Origin of the sequence: Stenotrophomonas sp. MYb57 (assembly GCF_002966815.1) — a bacterium.
GTDB lineage: Bacteria > Pseudomonadota > Gammaproteobacteria > Xanthomonadales > Xanthomonadaceae > Stenotrophomonas > Stenotrophomonas indicatrix.
The window spans coordinates 3,631,945-3,646,935 of record NZ_CP023271.1; the positions used below are offsets into that span (position 1 = coordinate 3,631,945).

Here is a 14,991-nt window from a genome sequence, read left to right on the forward strand (position 1 = left end):
GGACACCCCCGCAACCGGACCCACCCCGCCTTCGACAGATCTCCGCGATCTGCCGGAATTGCATGGCCTGCTCCTGGTAGGTGTCGACCTTGGTCGACACGCCATGCCCTGCTATTGGTGGGTGTCGACCTTGATCGACACGGTAGATCCACGCCATGCGTGGATGGAGCTGGATGACACGGACATGGGGTCAGAGCCCTTCTCCTGTGGAAAAGGGATCCGACCCCGCGCGCTCAGATCTCCACCTGCGCGCCCAGCTCGACCAGGCGGTTGCCCGGAATCCGGAAGAAGCCCGTCGCCGGGGCGGCGTTCCTGTGCATCAGCGCGAACAGCTTGTCGCGCCAGATCGGCATGCCACGGTTGGCGGTGGCGACGATGGTCTCGCGGCTGGCGAAGAAGGTGGTGTCCATCGGGTCGAAGTAGATGCCACCGTGGTCGCACGAGCGCATCAGCGCCAGCGGCACGTCGGGGGTCTCCATGAAGCCGAAACGCACGTAGACCCGATAGAACTCATCGCCCACCGATTCGATCTTCAGGCGCTGCCCTTCCGCCGCGTACGGCACCGGCAGGGTCACCACATGCAGGAACACGTTGCGCTCGTGCAGCACCTTGTTGTGCTTGAGGTTGTGCATCAGCGCATGCGGGGCCACGGTCGGGTCGGCGGTGAGGAACACCGCGGTACCGGGTACGCGTACCGGCGGCGCCAGCATCAGGCCCGGCAGGAAGGTGTCGATGCGGATGCCGTCCTTGCGGATCTCGTCGCGCAGCAGTTCGCGGCCACGGCGCCAGGTGCGCATCATGGTGAACAGGAAGATGCCCAGCACCACCGGGAACCAGGCGCCCTGCAGCAGCTTGGCGCCGTTGGCGATGACAAAGCCCAGATCGATGATGAAGAACACCACGCACAAGGGCAGGATCCAGTTGCGTGCCTTGGGCCACAGCGAACGTGCAACCAGGGCCAGCAGCAGGGTATCGATCAGCATGGTGGCCGACACCGAGATGCCGTAGGCCACGGCCAGGTTGGACGAGCTGCGGAAGGCCAGCACCAGCCCGATCACCATCACCGCGATGCCCCAGTTGATGCCGGGGATGTAGATCTGGCCGATGGTGTCGTGCGAGGTGTGCTTGATGCGCATGCGCGGGATGTAGCCCAGCTGCATGGCCTGGCGCGAGACCGAGAACGCACCGGTGATCACCGACTGCGAGGCGATCACCGCAGCCATCGTGGCCAGGATGATCATCGGGTACAGCGCCCACGACGGCACCGCCTCGAAGAACGGGTTCTTCACCGCCTCGGGATGGTTGAGCACCAGCGCGCCCTGCCCCAGGTAGTTCAGCACCAGGCAGGGCAGCACGAAGAAGTACCAGGCGTGGCGGATCGGCTTGGCACCGAAGTGGCCCATGTCGGCGTACAGCGCCTCGCCACCGGTCACCGCCAGCACCACCGCGCCGAGGATGAAGATGCTGTGCCAGCCGTGCTCCATGAAGAAGCGGATCGCCCACCACGGGTTGAACGCCTTCAGCACTTCCGGCGCGTCGACGATGTTGTAGATGCCGATCGCGGCCAGCGAAATGAACCAGATCGAGGTGATCGGGCCGAACAGCTTGCCGATCTTCGCGGTACCGAAACGCTGCACCGCGAACACGGCCAGCAGCACCACCACGGTGATCGGCACGATGAAGGCGTGCAGCCCCGGCGCGGCAACCTCCAGGCCTTCAACCGCACCCAGCACCGATATCGCCGGGGTGATCACGCCATCGCCGAAGAACAGCGAGGCGCCGAAGATGCCGAGGATGCCGACCACGTAGGCCGAGCGCGACCCGTTGCGCAGCGTGCGCTGGGTCAGCGCCATCAGCGCCATGATGCCGCCCTCGCCGTCATTGTCGGCGCGCATGATGATGGTCACGTACTTCAGGGTGACCACGATGTTCAGCGCCCAGAACGCCAGCGACAGCACGCCCAGCACGGTGTCGTGGTCGCTGTTGAGCCCGTAGTGCGGCGAGAACGCCTCCTTCAGGGTGTACAGCGGGCTGGTGCCGATATCGCCGAAGACCACGCCGATCGCACCGATGATCAGCGCCAGGCCCCCGGCGGGGGGAGCGTGACCATGGCCACCATGGGCGGCGGTGTGCGGGGTTTGACTGCTGGACATGGGGCTCCTGGCGAAGCTCAGGGTGTAATGGGGAAGGAAACGGAGCGGCTCAGCGCAGCGCCGATTGCAGGGCCTTGCGGATGACCATGGCCACTTCGTCGCCCTCGTTGAAGGCCTCGCGCGCCATCCGCGCTGCCTCGGCGGGCTTGTAGCCCAGCTGCTGCAGGGCCACGGTGGCATCGGACAGCGGATCGGCCGGGGCCGGGCCACTGCCGGTCGGCAGTGCGCCACCGGCACCGAACTGCGCCGCGCGGTCACGCAGTTCCAGCACCATGCGCTCGGCGGTCTTCTTGCCGATGCCCGGGATGCGGGTCAGCGCGGTGATGTCGCCGGCCTGGACCATGCGGGCGAATTCTTCGACGGTGACCCCGGACAGCACGGCCAGCGCGATCTTCGCGCCGATGCCGCTGACCTTCTGCACGTCGCGGAACAGGCGGCGCTCGCCTTCGCGCAGGAAGCCGTACAGCGAGACGCTGTCTTCCTTCTGCGAATAATGAGTGTAGAGCGTGACCTCACGGCCCAGCTCGGGCAGGTCGTAGAAGGTGCTCATCGGCGCCTCCAGCTCGTAGCCCACCCCGTTGACGTCCACCACCAGCCACGGCGGCGCCTTGTAGGCGACGATTCCGCGCAGTCGACCGATCATTGCGTGCAGCTCCTCATTTGCGGCCCCACGCCTGGCGGGCAGTCAGCCCCAGGCGGTTGGCCGTTGCCCTTACGTGGGCATGGGTGATGGCCACGGCCAACGCGTCGGCCGCGTCGGCCTGCAGCTTGGTTTTCAGGTTGAGCATGAGCCCGACCATGTGTTGAACCTGTTGCTTTTCGGCGCCGCCACGACCGACCACCGCCAGCTTGATCTCGCTGGCAGCGTACTCGTGCACCGGCAGGTCGCGCAGCACCACCGCCGAAATCGCCGCGCCACGGGCCTGGCCCAGCTTCAGCGCCGAATCGGGGTTGCGCGCCATGAACACCTTTTCGATGGCCACTTCCTGCGGCTGGAACTCCAGGCACAGCTCGGCCAGGCCCAGCACCAGCAGCTTCATGCGCTGCGGGAAGTCATCGGCACCGAGCAGCACCAGCGGCTGGTGATGCACGTGGCTGACCCGGCCGCTGGCATCGACATCGATGATGCCGACCCCGGTCCGTTGTGAACCCGGGTCGATGCCGAGAATGCGGGTCATGCGGCACACGCGCGCAGGCCGCTGATCCGGGAAGGACGCATGCGGCGGTGATGGCTGGAAACGTCTGGGATCATCATGGTCCGCATTGTCCGCTCACCGGCCGCCAAAGGCGACCGGCGCAGCGTCCGTTCAGGCGTAGGCGTCCGCGCCGAGATCGGCGTTGGAGTACACGTCCTGCACGTCGTCGAGGTCTTCCAGCATGTCCAACAGCTTCTTGACCTGCAGGACGGTGTCGCCCTCGACCTTGATGTCGTTGTCGGCGCGGAAGGTCAGCTCGGCATGGTCCGGCGTGCGGCCAGCCGCCTGCATCGCATCCTTGACCGCGTGGAAGCTGTCCGCAGCGGTGAGCACGTCGATCGCGCCGTCCTCCGGGTAGACCACGATGTCATCGGCACCGGCCTCGATGGCCGCTTCGGAGATGGCGTCCTCATCGGCGCCGGCGCCGTAGTGCAGCACGCCCACGCGCTTGAACATGAAACTGACCGAGCCTTCGGTGCCCATGTTGCCGCCGCACTTGCTGAACGCATGGCGGACATCGGCCACGGTGCGCACGCGGTTGTCGGTCAGGCAATCGACGATGACGGCCACGCCACCGGGCGCGTAGCCCTCGTAGCGGATCTCTTCGTACTCGACGCCTTCCAGTTCACCGGTGGCCTTCTTGATGGCGCGCTCGATCACGTCCTTGGACATGTTCGCAGTCAGCGCCTTGTCCACGGCTACACGCAGGCGCGGGTTGTTGTTGGGGTCGCCTCCACCGCCGCGGGCGGCCACGCCGATCTCACGGATGATCTTGGTGAAAATCTTGCCGCGCTTCGCGTCAGACGCGTTCTTGCGGTTCTCGATGGAGGGGCCTCTACCCATGGGTCTTTCCGTACGTGCGTTGATGGATAAGGCCGCGGATTCTACCTGATCGGGCCCGCTGACCGTGTCGAGGACGGATGGATGCCGCTGCGCTCGCCGGGCATGGCCCGGCGAGAGCGTGCGAACCAACGGTTCGCACCCACAAAGGCAGGGCGGTAGCGCCGGGCCATGCCCGGCGAACCGCCTTACGCGGCGGCAGCGTCCCGGCCATGGTCGAACTGGCCATGGCGGAGGAAATGCGCGGTCTGCCGCGCGGCATCGGGCGACACCACCAGGCCGCTGTGGCTGGTGCGCACCACGCAGTGGTCGGCCAGGCCTGGCAGGCGGGTCTCGGCCAGCGCCACGGTACCGTCGGAATCGTCATCCAGCGCCCCGAGCAGGCTGCCCAGCCCATGTGGCACCGAGCCGGCGATCAGGCCGACGGCGGCCTTGCCCTGCCAGTCCGGCAGCCCGTCCAGCAGCAGCTCGCTGCTGCGGCCCAGGGCCAGGCCCCAACCATGTTCGGACAACGAGCGCGCAGTACCACTGCCCCGCAGTGGCGATCCCAGGCAGACCACGCGCTGCACGGGCAGCTGCGGCTGCCGGCGCAGGGCTTCCAGCGCCAGCAGGCCACCCAGGCTGTGCCCGACCAGCGACAGCGGGCCTGCATCTGCCAGCCGCTCCAGCAACTGCGGCACGGCCACATCGGGACCGCCAAATACGGACGAGTAGCCAAAGGTATGGACCTGGAAGCCGCGCGCGCGCAGGCGCCAGGCCAGCGGCCCGACCCAGGCACGGGCATTCCAGATGCCATGCAACAACAGAACGGGGGGAGTCATGTGCAACAGCCTGGCGGTCAGCGGGGCGGAACTACGATGATTGAACAGAAGCCAGGGGCAAGCGGCGGTGAACGGTTTCAGGCCGGATGCGGCAAACGGCGCAGGATGAACTCAAGATCGTTGGTATCGCCCACCGGGAACAGGTACTCGCCGGCCTTTTCAAAACCATACCGGGCGTAGAAGCGCTGCGCGCCGAAGTTTTCCGACCACACGCCCAGCCACAGCGTGCGCGGGCCGTCGTGCTCCAGCCAGGCCAGCGCGGTTTCCAGCAGGCGGCTGCCCCAGCCGCAGCTCTGCTGCGTCTTGATCAGGTACAGGCGCTTGAGCTCACCGTCACCGGGCTTCACCTCCGGATGCGGCAACCCACAGGGGCCGGCGGCGGCATGGCCGACCGCCTCCCCGTCCAGCTCCAGCAGCCACACCGCGTAATCGGGGTGGGCCAGGATCGTGCGCTGACGCTCGACCGTGTAGGCCTCGTCGATGAAGTCCTGCAGGTCCTGCGGCGGATACAGATGGCCGAAGGTTTCGGTGAACGTGCGTGCGGCCAGCGCCGACAGGGTCGGCGCGTCGTCCACAGTGGCGCGGCGGATCGAATACATGGGTCGAGTTGACGTCAGGACCACGGTTCGGGTCAAGCCCGTTCCGCCGGCTCCTTGTCGTCTTCTTCCTCTTCCTCTTCTTCGTATTCCTCGTCGTCCTCTTCTTCCTCGCCGTCTTCCTCTTCTTCGCCCTCCTCGTCCTCGTCGTACTCTTCCTCTTCGTCGTCTTCGTAATCCTCGACGCCGAAGTCTTCACCGTCCCAGCGGCCTTCGCCGTCGGCGACGAAGGTCAGGGCCATGGCCGACGGGTTGGTACCGACACGGACCAGCCAACCACCGAAGACACGTGCACGCTCGGTGACCAGGTTGGCCTCGGAGCCTTCATTGCCCAGCTTTTCCCACTCCAGCGAAAACGCAAACTCGGTCATTGCCTGGATCTCCTGATCAGTTTTTCTTGGGGCGAACCTGGATATGCACTTCGGCCAGCTGCTCGTCGACGATCGGCGACGGCGCGTCGGTCATCAGATCCTGCGCACCGGTGGTCTTCGGGAACGGGATGACGTCGCGGATCGACTCGGTGCCGGCCATCAGCGCGGCGATGCGGTCGATGCCGAAGGCGATGCCACCGTGCGGCGGCGCGCCGTAGTTCAGCGCGTCGAGCAGGAAGCCGAACTTGGCGCGGGCTTCTTCGGCACCGATGCCGAGCAGTTCGAACACCGCGCTCTGCATGTCGGGGCGGTGGATACGGATCGAACCGCCGCCGATTTCATTGCCGTTGAGCACCATGTCGTAGCCGCGCGAAACGGCGGTCTTGGCGTGCGCGCGCAGGTCGGCGATGTCGTCCACGGCCGGCGCGGTGAAGGGGTGATGCAGGGCGACGTAGCGCTGCGCTTCCTCGTCCCATTCGAACATCGGGAAGTCGGTGACCCACAGCGGCGCCCAGCTGTCGGCGACCAGACCGAAGTCCTTGCCGGCCTTCAGGCGCAGCGCGCCCATGAAGTCGGACACCTTGTTGTAGCCGCCGGCACCGAAGAACACGATGTCGCCGTTGCCGGCGCCGACATGGGCGACCAGGGCGGCGAAGCCCTCTTCACTGAAGAACTTCTGGATCGGCGAGCTGATTTCACCGTTCTCGCCCACCTTGATGTAGGCCAGGCCCTTCGCACCGTACTTGGCGGCGTGCGCGGCGTACTCGTCGATCTGCTTCCGCGACAGGCTGGCACCACCGGGGATGCGCAGGGCGGCGACGCGGCCATCGGCATCGTTGGCAGCAGCGGTGAACACCGGGAATTCGCTGGTCTTGACCAGCTCGGCCACGTCCACCAGTTCCAGCGCGATGCGCAGGTCCGGCTTGTCCGAACCATAGCGACGCATCGCCTCGGCCCAGGTCATGCGCGGGAAGCTGGCATCCAGTTCGACGTCGACCACTTCCTTGAAGATGGCGCGGATCATGTCTTCGACGAAGTCCTGCACGTCGCGCTCGCGGACGAAGGCGAACTCCATGTCCAGCTGGGTGAATTCCAGCTGGCGGTCGGCACGCAGGGCCTCGTCGCGGAAGCAGCGCGCGATCTGGTAGTAGCGGTCGAAGCCGGCCACCATCAGGATCTGCTTGAACAGCTGCGGGCTCTGCGGCAGGGCATAGAACTCGCCCGGGTGCATGCGCGCCGGCACCAGGAAGTCGCGTGCGCCTTCCGGAGTGGCCTTTGTCAGGATCGGCGTTTCGATGTCCTGGAAGCCCTTCTCGTCCAGGTGGCGGCGCAGGGCCTGCACCAGCTTGATGCGGGTGCGCTGCATGCGCTGCATCTCCGGACGGCGCAGGTCCAGGTAGCGGTACTTCAGGCGGGTTTCTTCGCCCGGGTTCTCGTGGGCGTGGAACGGCAGCGGCGCGGCCTTGTTCAGCACGGTGATGGCGGTGGCGATCACTTCCACCTTGCCCGTGCGCAGCTTGTCGTTGACCGCGTGGCGAGCACGTACCACGCCTTCCACCTGCAGCACGTCCTCATAGCCCAGCGAGGCGGCCACGGCGAACACTTCGGCGTTGTCGAGCTCCACCGTCACCTGCACGATGCCTTCATGATCGCGGAGATCGATGAAGCAGACGCCGCCCTGGTTACGGGCCACGTCGGTCCAGCCGGCGAGGGTGACAGTCTGGCCAATCAGGGTCTCATCGACCAGGCCGCAGAAGTGGGTACGCATGGGGGGAAAGCTCCGCTGGAGAACGCCGGCGCCTGATGGGGACCGGAAAGCCTCTTATTCTGCGGCCGAGGCCCCGGCCGGGGCAAATGCGGACGGTCACGCGGGCTTGATCGCCCCCGTCCTTATAGTCGCGCACCTACTCCCGTATGGGGATGTCGCCATGAAACCGCAGTCCCTAGCCAGCCTGGCCGTGATCCTTGGCACCTTTACCGCGCTCGCCCTGCACTCCGCCCCTGCCGCCGCGCAGGACGGGGTGGTCCGCTGCGAGAGCCAGAACAACCGCGAACGCGTCTGCAACACCGGCTGGCGCGATGCCCGGCTGGTCCGCCAGCTGTCCGGCTCGGCCTGTGTGGAAGGCCGAACCTGGGGCACCCGCAATGGCAGCATCTGGGTCAACAACGGCTGCCGCGCCGAATTCACCCAGGGCCGAGGCGGCTGGGGTGGCGGCAACGGCGGCGGTTGGGGTGGTGGCAACGGCAACGGCAACAGCGGCACCGTGCGCTGCGAAAGCCAGGACAACCGCGAACGCAGCTGCCCGGTGGGCTGGCGCAACGCACGCGTGGTCCGGCAGATCTCCGGCACGCAGTGCGTGGAAGGCCAGAACTGGGGCGTGCGCAACGGCGCGATCTGGGTCAACCGCGGCTGCCGCGCCGAGTTCGCCGAGGCCCGCGGTGGCTGGGGCGGCGGCAATGGTGGGGGCAATGGCGGCGGCTGGGGTGGTGGCAACAGCAACTACACCGTGACCTGCAGCAGCAACAACAACCGCCAGCAGAGCTGCAACTGGGATGAGCGCCAGGGCCGGCCTGTGCTGCAGCAGCAGCTGTCCGGCAGCGCCTGCCAGGAAGGCCGGACCTGGGGCTACTCGCGCGGCAACGTGTGGGTCAGCAACGGCTGTCGGGCGCGCTTCGGCACGCGTTGAGGGGTAGCGCCGGGCTGTCCGCGGCAGCATGCCAGGGGTCAGAGCCCTTGCCGTGGGCATGGATCCGACCCCGCAATCAGGGTGCCGGCGAAGCCTGGTCGCCCCAGGGCGCAGGCGGTAGCGCGACCGGCTTGCTGAGATCGAACTCGACCCGGAAACGGCGCCCTTCCGGGCGCGTCAACTCATAGACGAAACGCTGGTCCGGCTCGATCTCCATCGCCCAGGTGTTGTGCGTTGAAGCCAGCATGTCGGCACGGCGGAACATCGCCACCGATTCGCCATCTGCGGGGAACTGCTGGCGTTCGGCGGTGCCCGGCGGCTTGCTGTCACCGCCGTACAGGGTGATCGCATCGGGACTGCCATCGGCGTGGCGATGGTCGTGCTTCAGGCGCAGCCCGTGCTCGGTGCGGGTCAACACCCAGGTGCGCGAATGGTCATCGCCGACGTGGAACGGGATGCGCAGCTCATGGCCCGGGTCGGCGCAGCCCCGCACGTGCATCACCAGCTTCTGCCCGGCGAAGGGGTCTTTACCGGTAGGGGCCGGCGTGTCTTCCACCACCTTGCCCTCGTACGCCTGGCCACAATGGGCAGCGACCGCGGCCATGAAGGCGTCGGCCGGCGCGGTCGACAGATCGTGGTTGACCGTATGCGATGGCTGCGAGCAGGCGGCGAGGCCGAGCAGGGCGAAGGCGGAAGCAACAGCGGCGATCGGTTTCATGCCCCAACCCTAACGGCCATGGCCGATGCGCGCAAACCGCACTCCCTGGATCCACCTCAGCGCTCGGCTGCAGGGGCGGCGGCAACCACGTCCGTCGCCGCCACCGGCGCATCTTCGCCCTGCCCTGCCGGCTCCTGCTCGACCGGATCGACATCGAACGGCGTGCGGAACACCAGCGAGGGCAGCAGCGTGGTCAAGGCGGCATACAGCAGCAGCGCGCCGAACAGCACCGCCGGAATCTGGAAGCGATCGCGCATGATCGCGGCCAGCACCAGGGTGAAGATCAGCGTCGGTGCCAGCGCCAGCGATACGCGCAGGCTGCTGCGGAAGCTCTCGCCGAACATCACGCGGCGCTGCAGCCAGACCACTGCGATGCGCAGCGGCAGCACCACCAGGGTGATGACGATGCCCAGCCCCAGCGCCTCCCAGCTCAGCGCTTCGCTGGGCACCTTGGTGCCGGCGTTGAAGAAGTAGAACGGCACGAAGAACGAGGCGAACAGACGCAGCGCATGCAGGTTTTCGTGCGAAGCCAGCAGCGGCATGCGCTGGTGCAGCAGGCGCGCGACCAGGCCGGCAATGAAGGCGCCAACCAGGTAGTACACGCCCAGCAGGTAGGTGATGTACGCCGCCACCATGCCCACCATCACCAGCAGCGAGAATTCCGAGCCCGGCGCATGCGGCGCGACCCAGCGACCGAGCGCGATGAACAGCAGCGGCAGGCCGATCATCATCGCCAGCAGGGCCAGGCTGGACAGCGCCATGTGCCCGGGATCGCCAGCCTGCAGCACGATGAACAACGCCGCCAGGGCCAGCAGTTCACCGGCGATGGCCTTGCTGGTGACCCAGAACCGCTCGTCCTCGCTCAGCCCCAGCCGCGACAGCGAATCCATGATGAAACCGGTGGAGGGGGTCAGCAGCGCAAGCGCCAGCAACCCGGCCGCCTGCCATGGCAGGCCGGCGTAACGCCAGGCCAGCCAGCCGACGCCGAACAGGGTCGCACTGCGGATCAGCAGATGCGCCAGCAGCGGCCACATGCCGCGCCGCAGGGCCTGCAGGTCAACTTCCAGGCCGGCGAACAGGAACAGTGAGGAGATGCCCAGCGTGGCCAGCAGTGCGATGACCGCGTCGTGCGCCTGGTCGCCCAGCCAGAGCATGCCGATGATGCCGAACAGCAGGCAGGTCAGCGGCGCCGGCAGGCTGAACCGCTGCAGCGCGCGCGGGATCACCAGCAGCGCGAAGATCAGCAGCAGGTAGACCAGTTCATGGCTCATCGGGGGGACTTCCGTGTGGATCGAACGCGCGCAGGATGCGGGTTCGATCCGGATCGGGCAAGCCGGACACGGCTGAAAGTGCCCTCTCCTTTCGGCAGAGCGCCCTTCAGCGGATCAGCCCATCGGCGATCCGCCCGACCTGCGCAAGTACCGCCGCGCGCTGTTCGAAGCTGATCGTGCCCGCCTGCAGATAGGCGGTCAGGACCCAGGGCGAACCGCCCTGCACCGGCCACAACACGGCGATGTCGTTGCGGGCGTCTTCGCCATTGCTGCCGGTCTTGTCGCCCACCCGCCAGCGCTTGCCCAGGCCCGCACGAAGGCAGGCATCGCCGGTTTCGTTGTCGATCAGCCAGTCGGCCAACTGCTGGCGTGAGGCAGGCCTGAGTGCATTGCCCAGCACCAGACGCTGCAGCGTCGATGCAATGGCCGCCGGCGTAGTGGTGTCGCGGGGATCATCGATGGCGAAGCTGTTCAGTTCCGGCTCCAGGCGATCGCTGCGGGTGATCGTGTCGCCGGTGGCTCGCAGGAACGCGGTGACTGCTGGCGGCCCGCCGATCGCTGCGAACAACAGGTTGGCGGCGGTGTTGTCGCTGGTGATCAACGTGGCCCGGCAGAGGTCACGCACGGTCAGGTCCTTGCCGACGTGGCGGCGGGTGACCGGCGCGTGCTCCAGGAGGTCCTGGGTCCGCACCGGCAGGCGCCGGTCCAGCAGTGCCGGATCGCGCTCGGCCTGCTTGAGCACCGTGGCGGCCAGCACGCTCTTGAAGGTGCTGCACAGCGGGAAGCGTTCGTCCTGGCGATGGCCGAGGCGGCGACCACCAGCGCTGTCGAGCAGGGTTACGCCGAGTCGACCGCTGCACGCCTTTTCCAGCGCGGCGAAGTCGGCGGCGGCGACGATGGCGGCATCGACCGGTGTGGCGGGCACGGTGGCGGGTGCGGTAGCCCGGGCCAGCAACGGCAACGCAAGGGTGGAGGCGACTGCGGCACTACTGAACTGCAGGAATCGACGACGGGCAAGCATGCGGAATCCTCGTGGAAGCTGTCCCGATTATTGAAAGGGTGGGCAAAGGCGACCAGCGCGTTTTTTCAGCGTCAGCCATGAGATTAATTCATGCATGACGCATTAAACCCTTTATTTATCCAACGCCCATGGCAAGGCGCTACCATCAGCCATCATCCTGCCTCACACGTCCCCATGCTGCACCCCACCCTTTCGCTGAATGCGTTGCGCGCCTTCGAAGCGGCTGCCCGGCACCAGAACTTCACCCGGGCCGCGCTGGAACTCTGCGTCAGCCAGGCGGCGTTGAGCCACCAGATACGCGGACTGGAGGACCGGCTGGGTATCCGCCTGTTCCACCGCCTTCCCCGCGGCGTGGCGTTGACCGAGGAAGGAGCAGCCCTGTACCCGGTGCTCAATGAATCCTTCGAGCGCATTTCAGCCAGCATCGCCCGCTACACCGGTGGTCCGGCGCGGGAAGTGCTGACGATCGGCGTGGTCGGCACCTTCGCCACCGGCTGGCTGCTGCCGCGGCTGGCCGCGTTCGATGCGGCCCACCCGGATATCGAACTGCGGCTGCAGACCCACAACAACCGCATCGACCTGGCCGGTGAAGGCCTGGACCTGGCAATCCGTTTCGGCGATGGCGACTGGCAGGGACAGGCCTGCACGGCGATCCTGGACGCGCCGTTCGCGCCGTTGTGCGCGCCGGCACTGGCGCGGCGGCTGAAGCATCCGCGCGACCTGGCGGCCTTGCCGCTGCTGCGTTCGTACCGCAGCGACGAATGGCCACGCTGGCTGCAGATGGCCGGGGCCAACGGCGTGGAAGCACGCGGACCGGTGTTCGATTCGTCCTTGACGCTGGCGGTAGCTGCGGCCGGTGGCGCAGGCGTTGCCCTGCTGCCGCTGCGCATGTTCGAAGCGGACCTGGCCGAGGGCCGGCTGCTGCAGCCGTTTGCCACCACGCTGGAGCTGGGTCGCTACTGGCTGACCCGTCTGCGCTCGCGTGCCGAACGGGAACCGGCCAAGCGGTTCCGCGAATGGCTGCAGGCGCAGGGATGAAACACGCGCGCCGCGGGTAGCGCCGGGCCATGCCCGGCGAGCGCGGCGGTTGGGAGAAGCCGCCGGGCATGGCCCGGCGCTACAGGTGGAATCAGGACTCCAGCAGTTCCATCCAGGCCGCTTCGGCCTTTTCCAGCTGTGCGGCGGCGGCTTCGCGGTCGCGGCCGAGCACGGCCATGCGCGTGGCATCGGCATAGTTGCTCGAGTCGGCAAGCTGCCGGTCCAGTTCGGCCAGCACACCTTCCAGCTCGGCGACCTTGGCTTCGGCGCTGGCCAGCTTGTGCGGGTTGACCGGCTTCTTCTGCACCACCTGCGCGACCGGTGCGGTCGTGACCACCACCGGTTCCTCCACCTGCTCCATGCGTGCCTTGGTGCCCTGCGCCTGCGGGCGCGTGCGCAGCCAGGCGGCGTAGGCATCGAGGTCACCATCGAAGGGTTCGACCACGCCGTCGGCCACACGCCAGAAGGTGTCACAGACCAGGCCGATCAGGTGGCGGTCATGCGAAACCATCACGATTGCGCCGTCGAAATCGGCCAGTGCTTCGGCCAGGGCTTCGCGCATTTCCAGGTCAAGGTGGTTGGTCGGTTCGTCCAGCAACAGCACGTTCGGCTGCTGCCAGGCGATCAATGCCAGCGCCAGGCGTGCACGCTCGCCACCGGAGAAACCATCCACCGGTTCAAAGGCACGGTCGCCCGGGAAATTCCACTTGCCGAGGAAATCGCGGAACGACTGGTTCGGTGCATCCGGGGCCAGGTCGCGGAAGTGCTCCATCGGCGACTGGCCTTCATGCAGCGACTCGACCGTGTGCTGGGCGAAGTAGCCGATGCGCAGGTCCGGGTGCGCGGCGCGCTCGCCGGCAATCGGTGCCAGTTCGCCCACCAGGGTCTTCACCAGGGTGGTCTTGCCGGCGCCGTTGGGGCCCAGCAGGCCGATGCGCTGGCCCGCTTCCAGACCGAAGCCCACGTTGTGCAGGATCACCGAATCGCTGCCGTAGCCGGCCTCGACGTGGTTCAGGCGGATCAGCGAGAACGGCAGCTTGGCCGGCGGTGCGAACTCGATGCGGAATTCGCGCTCGGCGCGCACCGCCTCGGTGCCGGCCAGCTTGGCCAGGCGCTTCATCCGGCTCTGTGCCTGTGCGGCCTTGCTGGCCTGGGCCTTGAAGCGGTCGATGAAGCTCTGCAGGTGGGCGCGCTCGGCCTGTTCCTTCTCATGCGCGATCTGCTGCTGGCGCAGCTGTTCGGCACGCTGGCGCTCGAAGTCGGTGTAACCGCCCGGGTAAAGCTTGGCGCCACCACCGTGCAGGTGCAGGGTGTGGGTGGCCACGTTGTCGAGGAACTCGCGGTCATGCGAGATCAGCAGCAGGGTGCCGGGGTACTTCAGCAGCCACTGTTCCAGCCAGTACACCGCGTCCAGATCCAGGTGGTTGGTCGGTTCGTCGAGCAGCAGCAGGTCGCTGGGCATCATCAGCGCGCGGGCCAGGTTCAGGCGCACGCGCCAGCCGCCGGAGAACGAGGACACCGCGCGGTGGTGCGTTTCGGCCGGGAAGCCCAGGCCATGCAGCAGCTTGCCGGCACGCGCTTCGGCGTCGTAGGCGTTCAGCTCGGCCATGCGCGTATGCGCCTCGGCCACCGCTTCCCAGTCTTCGCGGGCGGTGGCGTCGGCTTCGGCAGCCAGCACCGCAGCCACTTCGATGTCACCGCCCAGCACGAAGCTCAGCGCCGGGTCCGGCAGGGATGGGGTTTCCTGGGCAACGCTGGCGATGCGGATCTTGCCCGGCAGGTCGACGTCACCCTTGTCGGCCTCCAGTTCGCCCTTCACCGCCGCGAACAGGCTGGACTTGCCAGCACCGTTGCGGCCGACCACGCCTACCCGGTAACCGGCATGCAGGGTCAGGTCGACATTGGACAACAGCAGCCGCTCGCCGCGGCGCAAGGCGAAATTACGAAGCGAAATCATGGGGGGAGGCGTCCATATAACCGAATGGAATGTGCTGGTAAGCACTGTTCCTGCGACGCAATTCTAACGTTAACGAATACTTGACGCGCCCCGGGATGCGCGACGGCCGACGTTCCTCTCTCCCACGTCCTGTCCGCGCGCCTCCCGGGCCCCTCCCCCGTCACTGCCTGTCGCAGCTAAATGGTTGCTGCTGCAACGTTTTTTCTGATGACCGGCATTTGACAGGCACTGAATATCCCGTTAATTCCTGTATTGCGCACCGCAACAACCGTCGTCCGCCTCACCCCCGTGATGTCGATTCCGGTGCCATCCCGCCAACCGG

General features: G+C 67.0%; 14 protein-coding genes. 2 read left to right on the top strand and 12 right to left on the bottom strand.

Annotated features, from left to right (window positions below; genetic code table 11):
• Positions 1–233: 233 nt before the first annotated feature.
• The 8 genes from CLM74_RS16665 to aspS form a co-directional block, all read right to left on the bottom strand.
• Positions 234–2,153, bottom strand: coding sequence for a potassium transporter Kup (locus tag CLM74_RS16665; RefSeq protein ID WP_033831825.1), 1,920 nt, complete (start codon positions 2,151–2,153; stop codon positions 234–236).
• Positions 2,154–2,202: 49 nt separating this feature from the next.
• Positions 2,203–2,796 (bottom strand): Holliday junction branch migration protein RuvA, encoded by a 594-nt coding sequence (gene ruvA, locus CLM74_RS16670; protein WP_099843424.1) that lies wholly within the window; start codon positions 2,794–2,796, stop codon positions 2,203–2,205.
• A 13-nt stretch (positions 2,797–2,809) separates the two neighbouring features.
• Positions 2,810–3,331: a crossover junction endodeoxyribonuclease RuvC gene (gene ruvC / locus CLM74_RS16675; protein ID WP_025874677.1), complete on the bottom strand. Its 522-nt coding sequence runs from the start codon at positions 3,329–3,331 to the stop codon at positions 2,810–2,812.
• 129 nt (positions 3,332–3,460) lie between these two features.
• Entirely contained in the window at positions 3,461–4,192 is a 732-nt protein-coding gene (locus CLM74_RS16680) for a YebC/PmpR family DNA-binding transcriptional regulator (RefSeq protein WP_032975140.1), read from the bottom strand.
• Positions 4,193–4,377: 185 nt separating this feature from the next.
• Positions 4,378–5,010, bottom strand: a complete 633-nt coding sequence (locus tag CLM74_RS16685; protein WP_025874679.1) for an alpha/beta fold hydrolase — start codon at positions 5,008–5,010, stop codon at positions 4,378–4,380.
• 77 nt (positions 5,011–5,087) lie between these two features.
• Entirely contained in the window at positions 5,088–5,609 is a 522-nt protein-coding gene (locus CLM74_RS16690; RefSeq protein ID WP_099843426.1) for a GNAT family N-acetyltransferase, read from the bottom strand.
• Positions 5,610–5,641: 32 nt separating this feature from the next.
• A complete protein-coding gene (locus tag CLM74_RS16695) occupies positions 5,642–5,977 on the bottom strand; it encodes a hypothetical protein (protein ID WP_025874681.1) in 336 nt (111 codons plus the stop codon).
• 16 nt (positions 5,978–5,993) lie between these two features.
• Positions 5,994–7,745, bottom strand: a complete 1,752-nt coding sequence (gene aspS / locus CLM74_RS16700) for an aspartate--tRNA ligase (RefSeq protein WP_059064882.1) — start codon at positions 7,743–7,745, stop codon at positions 5,994–5,996.
• Between the two features lie 160 nt (positions 7,746–7,905).
• Here aspS and CLM74_RS16705 point away from each other — a divergent pair, with 160 nt between their 5' ends.
• A complete protein-coding gene (locus tag CLM74_RS16705; protein WP_025874683.1) occupies positions 7,906–8,664 on the top strand; it encodes a DUF3011 domain-containing protein in 759 nt (252 codons plus the stop codon).
• A 76-nt stretch (positions 8,665–8,740) separates the two neighbouring features.
• Here CLM74_RS16705 and CLM74_RS16710 read toward each other — a convergent pair whose 3' ends face one another.
• The 3 genes from CLM74_RS16710 to blaL2 form a co-directional block, all read right to left on the bottom strand.
• On the bottom strand, positions 8,741–9,382 hold the full coding sequence (locus CLM74_RS16710) for a hypothetical protein (protein WP_033831830.1): 642 nt from the start codon (positions 9,380–9,382) through the stop codon (positions 8,741–8,743).
• 56 nt (positions 9,383–9,438) lie between these two features.
• On the bottom strand, positions 9,439–10,653 hold the full coding sequence (locus CLM74_RS16715; protein ID WP_032975144.1) for a cation:proton antiporter: 1,215 nt from the start codon (positions 10,651–10,653) through the stop codon (positions 9,439–9,441).
• 106 nt (positions 10,654–10,759) lie between these two features.
• Positions 10,760–11,674, bottom strand: a complete 915-nt coding sequence (blaL2, locus tag CLM74_RS16720) for a L2 family extended-spectrum class A beta-lactamase (RefSeq protein ID WP_105164544.1) — start codon at positions 11,672–11,674, stop codon at positions 10,760–10,762.
• A gap of 174 nt (positions 11,675–11,848) precedes the next feature.
• Between blaL2 and ampR the strand changes: the two genes are divergently transcribed.
• Positions 11,849–12,712: a LysR family transcriptional regulator AmpR gene (ampR, locus tag CLM74_RS16725; protein WP_025874688.1), complete on the top strand. Its 864-nt coding sequence runs from the start codon at positions 11,849–11,851 to the stop codon at positions 12,710–12,712.
• A 91-nt stretch (positions 12,713–12,803) separates the two neighbouring features.
• Here ampR and CLM74_RS16730 read toward each other — a convergent pair whose 3' ends face one another.
• Positions 12,804–14,669 carry an ABC-F family ATP-binding cassette domain-containing protein gene (locus CLM74_RS16730; protein ID WP_025874689.1) on the bottom strand — a complete coding sequence of 622 codons (1,866 nt, stop codon included), beginning with the start codon at positions 14,667–14,669 and terminating at the stop codon, positions 12,804–12,806.
• Positions 14,670–14,991: the final 322 nt, after the last annotated feature.

What these genes read in the sequence shown, in the direction of transcription:
- CLM74_RS16665 (WP_033831825.1), bottom strand. Translation starts at nt 2,153, where the DNA reads ATGTCCAGCAGTCAAACCCCGCACACCGCCGCCCATGGTGGCCATGGT.
- ruvA (WP_099843424.1), bottom strand. Translation starts at nt 2,796, where the DNA reads ATGATCGGTCGACTGCGCGGAATCGTCGCCTACAAGGCGCCGCCGTGG.
- ruvC (WP_025874677.1), bottom strand. Translation starts at nt 3,331, where the DNA reads ATGACCCGCATTCTCGGCATCGACCCGGGTTCACAACGGACCGGGGTC.
- CLM74_RS16680 (WP_032975140.1), bottom strand. Translation starts at nt 4,192, where the DNA reads ATGGGTAGAGGCCCCTCCATCGAGAACCGCAAGAACGCGTCTGACGCG.
- CLM74_RS16685 (WP_025874679.1), bottom strand. Translation starts at nt 5,010, where the DNA reads ATGACTCCCCCCGTTCTGTTGTTGCATGGCATCTGGAATGCCCGTGCC.
- CLM74_RS16690 (WP_099843426.1), bottom strand. Translation starts at nt 5,609, where the DNA reads ATGTATTCGATCCGCCGCGCCACTGTGGACGACGCGCCGACCCTGTCG.
- CLM74_RS16695 (WP_025874681.1), bottom strand. Translation starts at nt 5,977, where the DNA reads ATGACCGAGTTTGCGTTTTCGCTGGAGTGGGAAAAGCTGGGCAATGAA.
- aspS (WP_059064882.1), bottom strand. Translation starts at nt 7,745, where the DNA reads ATGCGTACCCACTTCTGCGGCCTGGTCGATGAGACCCTGATTGGCCAG.
- CLM74_RS16705 (WP_025874683.1), top strand. Translation starts at nt 7,906, where the DNA reads ATGAAACCGCAGTCCCTAGCCAGCCTGGCCGTGATCCTTGGCACCTTT.
- CLM74_RS16710 (WP_033831830.1), bottom strand. Translation starts at nt 9,382, where the DNA reads ATGAAACCGATCGCCGCTGTTGCTTCCGCCTTCGCCCTGCTCGGCCTC.
- CLM74_RS16715 (WP_032975144.1), bottom strand. Translation starts at nt 10,653, where the DNA reads ATGAGCCATGAACTGGTCTACCTGCTGCTGATCTTCGCGCTGCTGGTG.
- blaL2 (WP_105164544.1), bottom strand. Translation starts at nt 11,674, where the DNA reads ATGCTTGCCCGTCGTCGATTCCTGCAGTTCAGTAGTGCCGCAGTCGCC.
- ampR (WP_025874688.1), top strand. Translation starts at nt 11,849, where the DNA reads ATGCTGCACCCCACCCTTTCGCTGAATGCGTTGCGCGCCTTCGAAGCG.
- CLM74_RS16730 (WP_025874689.1), bottom strand. Translation starts at nt 14,669, where the DNA reads ATGATTTCGCTTCGTAATTTCGCCTTGCGCCGCGGCGAGCGGCTGCTG.